The organism is Pseudomonas sp. PDM20 (assembly GCF_014852575.3).
In the GTDB taxonomy this organism is placed as follows: domain Bacteria; phylum Pseudomonadota; class Gammaproteobacteria; order Pseudomonadales; family Pseudomonadaceae; genus Pseudomonas.
In genome coordinates this window covers 1,169,046-1,180,292 of sequence record NZ_CM181224.1, presented here as the reverse complement: position 1 = coordinate 1,180,292, position 11,247 = coordinate 1,169,046, and the positions used below count along the sequence as shown (strand labels likewise).

General features: G+C 64.7%; 10 protein-coding genes. 2 read left to right on the top strand and 8 right to left on the bottom strand.

What is annotated here, in order from left to right; translation table 11 throughout:
• Positions 1–132: 132 nt before the first annotated feature.
• Together cysN and cysD are read right to left on the bottom strand one after the other, a co-directional pair.
• A complete protein-coding gene (gene cysN / locus IB261_RS05665) occupies positions 133–2,034 on the bottom strand; it encodes a sulfate adenylyltransferase subunit CysN (protein WP_081517468.1) in 1,902 nt (633 codons plus the stop codon).
• Between the two features lie 12 nt (positions 2,035–2,046).
• The gene (gene cysD / locus IB261_RS05660) at positions 2,047–2,964 is read right to left on the bottom strand and encodes a sulfate adenylyltransferase subunit CysD (protein WP_045209600.1); all 918 of its coding nucleotides are present in this window, start codon (positions 2,962–2,964) and stop codon (positions 2,047–2,049) included.
• A gap of 336 nt (positions 2,965–3,300) precedes the next feature.
• On the opposite strand from cysD, the gene mltB reads away from it, so the two are divergent.
• Positions 3,301–4,398, top strand: a complete 1,098-nt coding sequence (mltB, locus tag IB261_RS05655) for a lytic murein transglycosylase B (protein WP_081517467.1) — start codon at positions 3,301–3,303, stop codon at positions 4,396–4,398.
• Positions 4,399–4,452: 54 nt separating this feature from the next.
• Here mltB and IB261_RS05650 read toward each other — a convergent pair whose 3' ends face one another.
• Positions 4,453–5,211: a Nif3-like dinuclear metal center hexameric protein gene (locus tag IB261_RS05650; protein ID WP_081517466.1), complete on the bottom strand. Its 759-nt coding sequence runs from the start codon at positions 5,209–5,211 to the stop codon at positions 4,453–4,455.
• 113 nt (positions 5,212–5,324) lie between these two features.
• Here IB261_RS05650 and algW point away from each other — a divergent pair, with 113 nt between their 5' ends.
• A complete protein-coding gene (algW, locus tag IB261_RS05645; protein WP_081517465.1) occupies positions 5,325–6,473 on the top strand; it encodes a Do family serine endopeptidase AlgW in 1,149 nt (382 codons plus the stop codon).
• A 69-nt stretch (positions 6,474–6,542) separates the two neighbouring features.
• Here the strand turns inward: algW and hisC are convergent, their stop codons facing one another.
• The 5 genes from hisC to IB261_RS05620 form a co-directional block, all read right to left on the bottom strand.
• On the bottom strand, positions 6,543–7,598 hold the full coding sequence (hisC, locus tag IB261_RS05640; protein WP_081517464.1) for a histidinol-phosphate transaminase: 1,056 nt from the start codon (positions 7,596–7,598) through the stop codon (positions 6,543–6,545).
• A gap of 3 nt (positions 7,599–7,601) precedes the next feature.
• Positions 7,602–8,921, bottom strand: coding sequence for a histidinol dehydrogenase (gene hisD / locus IB261_RS05635; RefSeq protein WP_151189476.1), 1,320 nt, complete (start codon positions 8,919–8,921; stop codon positions 7,602–7,604).
• 124 nt (positions 8,922–9,045) lie between these two features.
• Positions 9,046–9,681, bottom strand: coding sequence for an ATP phosphoribosyltransferase (gene hisG, locus IB261_RS05630; protein WP_081517462.1), 636 nt, complete (start codon positions 9,679–9,681; stop codon positions 9,046–9,048).
• A 14-nt stretch (positions 9,682–9,695) separates the two neighbouring features.
• Positions 9,696–10,964, bottom strand: a complete 1,269-nt coding sequence (murA, locus tag IB261_RS05625) for a UDP-N-acetylglucosamine 1-carboxyvinyltransferase (RefSeq protein WP_081517461.1) — start codon at positions 10,962–10,964, stop codon at positions 9,696–9,698.
• Positions 10,965–10,983: 19 nt separating this feature from the next.
• On the bottom strand, positions 10,984–11,223 hold the full coding sequence (locus IB261_RS05620) for a BolA family protein (RefSeq protein WP_017518139.1): 240 nt from the start codon (positions 11,221–11,223) through the stop codon (positions 10,984–10,986).
• Positions 11,224–11,247: the final 24 nt, after the last annotated feature.

The following is an 11,247-nucleotide window of genomic DNA, read 5'->3' as shown; positions in this document are numbered from 1 at the left end:
GTGCAGGAGCGAGCTTGCTCGCGAACATTGCCTGGACAGCATGGTTTCAGGAGGTTCGCGAGCAAGCTCGCTCCTACAGAGAACAAAAGAAAAGCCCCGCAGAAGCGGGGCTTTTTCACAACGCGGAGGCGATCAGATCGCGCCGCGCTGACGGAGCAGGTCGAGGACTGCCTTGACGCCCTCTTCCACCGACTGGCTCTGAGTGTCGATCACCAGATCGGCATCCAGCGGCACGTCGAACGGGAAGGACTCGCCCGGGATGTTGTCCTGGCCGGCGGCGTACAGGCCCTGCGGATCACGCTCACGGCAGACCTGCGGGGAAGCCTGGACGTAGACGGTGATCAGGCGCTCGGCGCCGATCAGCGACTTGGCGCGCTCGCGACCCTCGGAGCTCGGGGCTACGAAGGCACACAGGCTGATCAGTCCGGCTTCGTTGAACTGACGGGCCACATGAGCGGTGCGCAGCCAGTTCTCGGTACGACCGGCGCGATCCTGCGGCAAGCCCTTGTTCAGGTCATGACGCAGGTTCTGGCCGTCCAGCACATAGACCGCGCGGCCCATGTCGAACAGCTTGCGCTCCAGGGCGTAGGCCAGAGTGCTCTTGCCAGCGCCGGAGAGGCCGCTGAACAGCACGGTAGCCGGCTGCTGGCCGAAGCGTGCAGCGCGCTCCTCACGAGCTACGTGGGCGTTCGCGCCATGGTGAGCGACGGTGCCGTGGCTCGACTGCGGTGCAGCGATGATCATGCCGGCGCCGACAGTGCCGTTGGTCAGGCGGTCGATGACGATGAAGGCGCCGGTGGTGCGGTTCTGGTCGTAGCCGTCCAGCGCGATCGGTGCATCCAGGCTGACCTTCACACGGGCGATCTCGTTGAGCTTGAGTTCGCTGGCGGCGGTCTCTTCCAGGGTGTTCACATCCACCTTGTGGCTGATGCTCGGAATCGAGCCCGGCACGTAGCTGGTGGCGCGCTTGATGTCGTACTTCTTGCCCGGCAGCATCGGCTCTTCGGCCATCCACACCAGCATGGCGTCGAAGCCGTCGGTTACCTGCGGACGGTTGTCGGCGTGAACCAGCATGTCGCCGCGGGAGACGTCGATCTCGTCTTCCAGGGTCAGGGTGATCGCCTGACCCGGTCCGGCCTGCTCCAGCTCACCTTCAAAGGTGACGATGGACTTGACCTTGCTGCCCTTGCCCGACGGCAGGGCGATGACTTCGTCGCCCTTGCGCACGATGCCGCTCGCCAGGGTGCCGGCGAAGCCGCGGAAGTTCAGGTTCGGACGGTTGACGTACTGCACCGGGAAGCGCATGTCGTCAAGGTTGCGGTCGCCCGCGACTTCCACGGTCTCGAGGATTTCCATCAGCGACTGGCCGGTGTACCACGGCGAGCGCTCGGACTTGTTGACCACGTTGTCGCCCTTCAGCGCCGACATCGGCACGAAGTGCAGGGAGTTGGTCTTGAGGTTGATCTTGTCGGCGAACTGCAGGTAGTCGGCCTTGATCTGCTCGAAGACGCCCTGGTCGAAGCCCTTGAGGTCCATCTTGTTGATGGCGACGACGATGTGCTTGATGCCCAGCAGCGAGGCGATGAAGCTGTGCCGGCGAGTCTGGGTCTGCACGCCGTAGCGGGCGTCGATCAGGATGATGGCCAGGTCGCAGGTGGACGCGCCGGTGGCCATGTTGCGGGTGTACTGCTCATGGCCGGGGGTGTCGGCGATGATGAACTTGCGCTTGGCAGTGCTGAAGTAGCGGTACGCCACGTCGATGGTGATGCCCTGCTCGCGCTCGGCCTGCAGGCCGTCGACCAGCAGCGCCAGGTCGACGTCATCGCCGGTGGTGCCGACTTTCTTCGAGTCGCGGGTGATGGCCTCGAGGTGGTCCTCGTAGATCATCTTGGAGTCGTGCAGCAGGCGCCCGATCAGGGTGCTCTTGCCGTCGTCGACGTTGCCGCAGGTGAGGAAGCGCAGGAGTTCCTTGCGCTCGTGCTGGGCCAGGTAGGCGAGGATGTCCTCGCTGATCAGATCGGATTGATGCGACATGGTGCGAGAACCTTAGAAGTAGCCCTGACGTTTCTTTTCTTCCATCGAACCGGCGGCATCGTGGTCAATGACCCGGCCCTGGCGTTCGGAAGTTCGCGTCAGCAGCATTTCCTGGATGATTTCCGGCAGCGAAGTAGCGGTGGACTCCACCGCGCCGGTCAGCGGGTAGCAGCCCAGGGTACGGAAACGCACCATCTTCTTCTGGATGCTGGCCTTCTGCTCGGGCGTGAGGTGCTCGAGGATGCGCTCGTCGTCGATCATGATCAGCGAGCCGTTCATCTCGATGACTTCGCGCTCGGCGGCGAAGTACAGCGGCACGATCGGGATCTGTTCCAGGTAGATGTACTGCCAGATGTCCAGCTCGGTCCAGTTCGACAGCGGGAAGACGCGGATCGACTCGCCCTTCTTCACCTTGCCGTTGTAGACGTTCCACAGCTCCGGACGCTGGTTCTTCGGGTCCCAGCGGTGCTTGCTGTCACGGAAGGAGTAGACGCGCTCCTTGGCGCGGGACTTCTCCTCGTCGCGGCGGGCACCACCGAAGGCGGCATCGAAGCCGTGCTTGTCGAGGGCCTGCTTGAGGCCTTCGGTCTTCATGATGTCGGTGTGCTTGGCGCTGCCGTGGGTGAACGGGTTGATGTCCTGAGCCACGCCATCGGGGTTGATGTGGGTGATCAGGTCCAGGCCCAGTTCCTCGACCATCTTGGTGCGGAAGCTGTACATCTCCTGGAATTTCCAGCGGGTGTCGACATGCATCACCGGGAAAGGCAGCTTGCCGGGGAAGAAGGCCTTGCGCGCGAGGTGAAGCATCACCGCGCTATCCTTGCCGATCGAGTACAGCATCACCGGGTTGTCGAACTCGGCGGCGACCTCGCGGATGATGTGGATGCTCTCGGCCTCCAGCTGTTTCAGATGCGTCAGTTTGTCGACCATGGCTACTCACGGAATTGCTTATGGACGGCCGGCGGGCCGTAGACGAGCGCGCACTCTATCACAGCGCAAGGCTCTAACCGGCGGGCCGGTTATACCGAAAAAATATACTGATATAGCCATACGCGCTCAGTGCGAACACCGCTTTCAACCGGTGTCTGAAGGTCTGCCGCCGAGGCGCTCGAACGAGGCGCAGCAAAGGCCCAAATGCCATCTCGGAAACAACCTCAGGACTTTTCCTGCAACAGAGTCAGCGACTTCTACGATGCTCTCCCGGCTTGTGCGCGGCCGGCACTGCGCTAGCATAGCGGCACGTTTTCCTGTCCCAGAAGATTTCCCATGCGCCGCATCGCTTTCGCCCTGCCCCTGCTTGTCCTCATCTCCGCGTGCAGCAGCAAACCGACTCCCGCCCCGCAGCCGGCCCAGAAGCCGAAGACGCCGACCCTGATCACGCCCAGCGCCCATCCGGCGTTCGGCTCGGTGCAGCCGATTACCCCGCTGCGCGGCGATTTCGCCGGCAACGCCAGTGCCCAGCGCTTCATCGACCGCATGGTGAGCCAGCACAACTTCAACCGCCAGGACCTTCAGGACCTGTTCGCCCAGACCCGCGAGCTGGACTGGGTGATCCGCCTGATGGACCGCCAGGCGCCGACCTACACCCCGCCCAGCGGCCCGAATGGCGCGTGGCTACGCTACCGGAAGAAGTTCATCACCCCGGACAACGTACAGAAGGGCGTGCAGTTCTGGGACCAGTACGAAGCCGACCTGCAGCGCGCCTCACGCACCTATGGCGTGCCGCCGGAAATCATCGTCGGCATCATCGGCGTGGAAACCCGCTGGGGCCGCGTGATGGGCAAGACGCGGATCATCGACGCGCTGGCCACCCTCTCCTTCTCCTACCCGCGCCGCGCCGAGTTCTTCAGCGGCGAGCTGGAGCAGTTCCTCCTGCAGGCACGCAAGGAAGGCGACAATCCGCTGGAGATGCGCGGCTCCTACGCCGGCGCCATGGGCTACGGGCAGTTCATGCCCTCCTCGTTCACAAAATACGCGGTGGACTTCGACGGCGACGGTCACCGCGACCTGTGGAACCCGCGGGATGCCATCGGCAGCGTGGCCAACTACTTCAAGCAGCACGGCTGGGTGACTGGGGACGCGGTGGCAATCCCGGCGATCGGCCAGGCGCGCTCGCTGGAAGACGGCTTCAAGACCCAGTACCCCATCAGCGTACTGGCAAACGCCGGGCTGCGTCCGCAGGGCTCGCTGGGTAACCATCAGAGCGCCAGCCTGCTGCGCCTGGACATGGGCAACACCTACCAGTACTGGTACGGCCTGCCGAACTTCTACGTGATCACCCGCTACAACCACAGCACGCACTACGCCATGGCGGTGTGGGAGCTGGGCAAGGCGGTCGACCGCCAGCGCCACGGCTACCGCTGAGGCGCACACAAAAAAGCCGGCTCGACGAGCCGGCTTTTTCATGGCACCGGAAAATCAGGCCGGGTTCGGGCAATCGATGAACAGGTGCTCGATGGCGAAGCGCCTGGCCAGGTAATCCCCCAGCGCCTGCACGCCGTAGCGCTCAGTGGCGTGGTGGCCGGCAGCGATGAAGCTGATGCCGTTCTCCCGCGCGCTGTGCACGGTCTGCTCGGAGACTTCGCCGGTCAGGTAGGCATCGACGCCAGCGGCAATCGCCTGATCGATGTAGCCCTGGGCGCCACCGGTACACCAGGCGATGCGGCGGATCGGCTGGCCGCCATCCACCAACAGCGGCTCGCGGCCCAGCACGTCGCGCACATGCAGGGCCAGATCGCTCGGCAGCATGGGTTCGGCGAGCGAGCCGACCAGCACGATGGAGCGCGGATTACCCGGCTCCAGCGGCCCTTCGATCTCGAAGCCGAGCTGGCGACCCAGTTGCACGTTATTGCCCACTTCGCCGTGAAGATCCAGTGGCAGGTGATAGGCCAGCAGGCTGATGTCGTTGTTCAGCAGGGTCTTCAGGCGACGCTGCTTCATGCCCACCACGCGGGCATCCTCGCCCTTCCAGAAATAGCCGTGGTGGACCAGCACCACATCGGCGCCTGCTTCCACGGCAGCATCCAGCAGCGCCTGGCTGGCGGTGACACCGGAAACGATACGGCGCACCTGCGGACGGCCCTCGACCTGCAGGCCGTTGGGGCAGTAATCCTGGATCTTCGCCGCGTCGAGAAAACGGTCCGCTTCCTCGACCAGCGTACTCAGTGCGATTGCCATCGAAATTCCTCCAACATCGGCTGCGAGCGTCTATTTTCTTGGCTCGCCGCCCGTATAATGGCCGCCACCCTATCGGCCATCCCCCGGCCAAGCAACCCCAAGGATTTTCTTCGATGCTGAAGGCCCTGCGTTTCCTCGGCTGGCCCGTGCTGGTTGGCGTCCTGTTGGCGCTGCTGATCATCCAGCATAACCCGCAATGGGTCGGCCTTCCGCAGCAGGAAGTGCACCTGCAGCAGGCCCCGCTGCTCAGCCGCCTGCAGCAGGGCCCGGTCAGCTACGCCGACGCCGTGACACGCTCCTCGCCGGCCGTGGCCAACCTCTACACCACCAAGATGGTCAGCAAGCCGAACAACTCGATGCTCGACGACCCGCTGTTCCGGCGCTTCTTCGGCGATAACCTGCCGCAGCAGAAGCGCATGGAGTCGAGCCTGGGTTCGGCAGTGATCATGAGCCCGGAAGGCTACCTGCTGACCAACAACCACGTGACCTCCGGCGCCGACCAGATCGTCGTGGCCCTGCGCGACGGCCGCGAGACCATCGCCCGCCTGGTGGGCAGCGACCCCGAGACCGACCTCGCGGTACTGAAGATCGACCTCAAGGACCTGCCCTCGATCATGCTCGGCCGCTCCGACGGCATCCGCACCGGCGACGTCTGCCTGGCCATCGGCAACCCCTTCGGCGTCGGCCAGACCGTCACCATGGGCATCATCAGCGCCACCGGCCGCAACCAGCTGGGCCTGAACACCTACGAAGACTTCATCCAGACCGACGCGGCGATCAACCCGGGCAACTCCGGCGGCGCACTGGTGGACGCCAACGGCAACCTGATCGGCATCAACACCGCGATCTTCTCCAAGTCCGGCGGCTCCCAGGGCATCGGCTTCGCCATCCCGACCAAGCTGGCCCTGGAGGTCATGCAATCGATCATCGAGCATGGTCAGGTCATCCGCGGCTGGCTCGGCGTCGAAGTCCAACCGCTGACCCCGGAACTGGCCGAATCCTTCGACCTCAAGGACAAGGCCGGCATCGTCGTCGCCGGCGTCTACCGCGACGGCCCCGCTGCCAAGTCGGGCCTGCTGCCGGGCGACATCATCCTGAACATCGATGGCGAGGCCGCCAGCGATGGCCGTCGCTCGATGAACCAGGTTGCGCGCACCAAGCCGGGCGAGAAAATCACCATCGAGGTGCTGCGCAACGGCAAGCCGGTGACGCTCAACGCCGAAGTCGGCCTGCGCCCGCCGCCCGCTCCCAACGGCAACTGATGCCGCTCTCTTTTCCAGAACAATGAAAAACGGCGCCCGAAGGCGCCGTTTTCTTTTCCAGCGAATGCCTTACAGCTTCAGCCGCAGGGCATCGATCAGAGCCTGGTTCTGCTCCTCGGTGCCGATGCTGATGCGCAGGAACTGGTTGATCCGCTGCTGCTTGAAGTGACGCACGATCACGCCCTCCTCGCGCAAGGCCGCGGCCAGTTCTGCGCCGTCGCGCTGCGGATGGCGGGCGAAGATGAAGTTCGCCGCCGACGGCAGTACCTCGAAGCCCAGGGTCTTGAGCTCGGCCACCAGCTTTTCGCGGCTGTGGATAACCGCGTTGCAGGTCTGTTCGAAATAGGCCTGGTCCTCGAAGGACGCCACCGCGCCGGCCAGCGCCAGGCGATCCAGCGGATAGGAGTTGAAGCTGTTCTTCACCCGCTCCAGCGCTTCGATCAGGTCTTCGTGGCCAACCGCGAAGCCGACCCGCAGGCCCGCCAGCGAACGGGACTTGGACAGGGTCTGCGCCACCAGCAGGTTAGGGTAACGGCTGACCAGGGAAATCGCGGTCTCGCCACCGAAGTCGACGTAGGCCTCGTCCACCAGCACCACGCTGTCCGGGCTCGCTTGCAGCAGGCGCTCGATGGCTTCGAGCGGCAGCAGGCAGCCGGTGGGCGCGTTGGGGTTGGGGAAGATGATGCCGCCGCTCGGACGCGCGTAATCCTCGACACGAATCTGGAACTGCTCGTCCAGCGGCAGGGCTTCGAAGTCGATGCCGTAGAGGCCGCAGTAGACCGGATAGAAGCTGTAGGTCACGTCCGGGAACAGCAGCGGCTTGCCGTGCTGGAACAGCGCGTGGAAGGCGTGAGCCAGGACTTCGTCCGAACCGTTGCCGACGAAGACCTGGGAGGTCTTCACGCCGTGGTACTCGGCGATGGTCTGCTTCAGGCGATCGGCGTTCGGGTCCGGGTACAGGCGCAGCGTGTCGTTCAGCTCGGCCTGGATCGCGGCGACCACCTTCGGCGACGGGCCGTAGGGGTTCTCGTTGGTGTTCAGCTTGACCAGTTTGGCCAGCTTCGGCTGCTCGCCCGGAACGTAGGGCACCAGTTCCTTGACGAAGGGACTCCAGAACTTGCTCATCGGTTACTCACCCTTGTCCAGAATGCGGAATTCGGCGCTGCGCGCGTGGGCGGTCAGCGACTCGCCACGGGCCAGGATCGAGGCGGTCTTGCCCAGCTCGGAAGCGCCCGGCGCGGAGCAGAAGATGATCGAGGAGCGCTTCTGGAAGTCATACACGCCCAGCGGCGAGGAGAAGCGTGCGGTGCCGGAGGTCGGCAGCACGTGGTTCGGCCCGGCACAGTAGTCGCCCAGCGCCTCGGCGGTGTAGCGGCCCATGAAGATGGCACCAGCGTGGCGAATCTTCGGCAGCCAGCTTTCCGGGTCGGCCACCGACAGCTCCAGGTGTTCCGGGGCGATGCGGTTGGCGACCTGGCAGGCCTGTTCCTGATCGGCGACGAGGATCAGCGCGCCACGATTGGTCAGCGACGTGCGAATGATCTCGGCGCGTTCCATGGTCGGCAGCAGCTTCTCGATGCTCGCGGCGACCTTGTCGAGGAAAGCGGCGTCCGGGCTGACCAGGATCGACTGGGCGTCCTCGTCGTGCTCGGCCTGGGAGAACAGGTCCATGGCGATCCAGTCCGGATCGGTGCCGCCGTCGCAGACCACGAGGATTTCGGAGGGGCCGGCGATCATGTCGATGCCGACCTGGCCGAACACATGGCGCTTGGCGGTGGCGACATAGATGTTGCCCGGGCCGACGATCTTGTCCACCTGCGGCACGCTCTCGGTACCGTATGCCAGCGCGGCCACGGCCTGGGCGCCGCCGATGGTGAAGACGCGGTCGACGCCGGCGATGCAGGCCGCCGCCAGGACGATCTCGTTGATCTCGCCACGCGGGGTCGGCACCACCATCACCACTTCGGCAACGCCGGCGACCTTGGCCGGAATGGCGTTCATCAGCACGGACGACGGGTAGGACGCCTTGCCGCCCGGCACGTACAGGCCGGCGCGGTCCAGCGGGGTGACCTGCTGGCCGAGCACGGTGCCGTCAGCTTCGGTGTAGCGCCAGGAATCCTGCTTCTGCTTCTCGTGGTAGCTGCGCACGCGTTCGGCGGCAACTTCCAGGGCTTCGCGCTGGGCCGGGGTGATACGGGTCAGGGCCAGTTCCAGGCGCTCGCGCGGAAGGATCAGGTCGGCCATGGTCTTGGCATCGACACCGTCGAAGCGCTGGGTGAACTCGACCACGGCGGCGTCACCGCGCTTGCGCACGTCGGCGATGATGTCCAGGACGCGCTGGTTCACCGACTCGTCGGACACGCTTTCCCAGGAGAGCAGATGGTCCAGATGACGCGCGAAGTCCGGATCGGCGGCGTTGAGTCGACGGATAGCGAAGGGTGCGGTCATAGCTGGCCTCTTTAATTGGCATGATCTCGGGCGCCGCAAGACTATCAAGCCTTCCGTGCGGGCACCCGAGAAAATTTGGCTATGACACGGATAGGCGGGCGCGGCGGGGAGGCCGCGCGGGAAATTACGCCCGGTGTCGAGACTCCACCGCTTCGCGCAGGGTGTCGATCAGGGCCTGGATGCGCGCGTGCTGCATCTTCATCGAGGCTTTGTTCACAACCAGGCGCGAGCTGATGTGCGCGATCATTTCCTGGGGTTCCAGGCCGTTTGCACGCAGGGTGTTGCCGGTGTCGACCACGTCGATGATCTTGTCGGCGAGGCCGACCAGCGGTGCCAGCTCCATGGAGCCGTACAGCTTGATCACGTCGACCTGGCGGCCCTGTTCGGCGTAGTAGCGCTTGGCGACATTGACGAACTTGGTGGCCACGCGCAGGCGCCCCTTGGGTTCCGGCGCGCCGACCGCACCGGCGGTCATCAGCTTGCAGTTGGCGATCTTCAGGTCCAGCGGCTCGTAGAGGCCCTGGCCACCGTACTCCATGAGCACGTCCTTGCCCGCGACGCCGAGGTCGGCAGCGCCGTGCTCGACGTAGGTAGGCACGTCGGTGGCGCGCACGATCAGCAGGCGCACGTCATCGAGGGTGGTGGGGATGATCAGCTTGCGGCTCTTGTCCGGATTCTCGGTCGGCACGATGCCCGCCGCTGCAAGCAGCGGCAGGGTGTCGTCGAGGATACGGCCCTTGGACAGGGCAATCGTCAGCATGGTCTGGCTCAGCCCTAGCCCGGCACGCGGCGAATCTTCGCCCCGAGCAGTTGCAGTTTCTCTTCGATGCACTCGTAACCACGGTCGATGTGGTAGATGCGGTCGATCATGGTATCGCCGTCAGCCACCAGGGCTGCGATCACCAGGCTGGCGGAAGCACGCAGGTCGGTCGCCATGACCGGTGCGCCCTTGAGCTGCGGAACGCCGGTGACGATGGCGGTGTTGCCCTCGACCAGGATCTGCGCGCCCATGCGGTTCATCTCGTAGACGTGCATGAAGCGGTTCTCGAACACGGTCTCGATGACCGCGCCGGTGCCTTCGGCGATGGCGTTCAGGGAGATGAACTGGGCCTGCATGTCGGTCGGGAATGCCGGGTACGGCGCGGTACGGAGGTTCACCGCTTTCGGCCGGCTGCCCTTCATGTCCAGCTCGATCCAGTTGCTGCCGGTGGTGATGTGCGCGCCGGCTTCGACCAGCTTGGCCAGCACGGCCTCGAGGATGGTCGGATCGGTGTCCTTGAGCTTGACGCGGCCACCGGTGGCCGCCGCGGCGACCAGGTAGGTACCGGTCTCGATGCGGTCGGGCATGACGCTGTACTTGGCGCCGCCACCCAGGCTTTTCACGCCGTTGATCACAATGGTGTCGGTACCGGCGCCCTGCACGTCACCGCCCATGGCGTTGATGAAGTTGGCCAGGTCGACGACCTCGGGCTCACGCGCGGCGTTTTCCAGCACGGAGCGGCCGTTGGCCAGGGCCGCGGCCATCATGATGTTCTCGGTACCGGTCACGGAGACGGTATCGAAGAAGAAGTGCGCGCCCTTCAGGCCGCCAGCCGGAGCCTTGGCCTTGATGTAGCCGCCTTCGACATCGATCTGCGCACCCATGGCTTCCAGGCCACGGATGTGCAGGTCCACCGGACGCGAGCCGATGGCGCAACCGCCGGGCAGCGCGACTTCGGCTTCACCGAAGCGGGCGACCATCGGGCCGAGTACGAGGATCGACGCACGCATGGTCTTGACCAGCTCGTACGGCGCCACCAGGGTCTTGATGGTGCTGGCATCGACTTCGACGTTGAGCTTCTCGTCGATGATCGGCTGCACGCCCATGCGACCGAACAGCTCGATCATGGTGGTGATGTCGTGCAGGTGCGGCAGGTTGCAGACGGTCACCGGGGTGTCCGCCAGCAGGGTCGCGGCGAGGATCGGCAGCGCCGAGTTCTTCGCGCCGGAGATGCGGATCTCGCCATCGAGACGAGTGCCGCCGGTAATGATCAGTTTATCCATTGCTATTTTCCCCGTGGGCTCAGGAACGCTCGGCCCAGGCGGCGCGGCTGAAGAATTTCATGGTGACGGCATGGATGGCGCCGGAGGCGATCCACTCGTTCAGGTGGGCATAGATCTGTTGCTGGCGCTTGACCGGGCTCAGGCCGGCGAGCTCGTCGCTGATCAGGTTCAGCTGGAAATTGCAGCCTTCGCCTTCCACTTCGATCTGGGTACCTGGGAGTTTCGATTCCAGGAAGTTTTTGACTTCTACGGCCTGCATGCTCAACCTCGTTCGGCGCCCTAC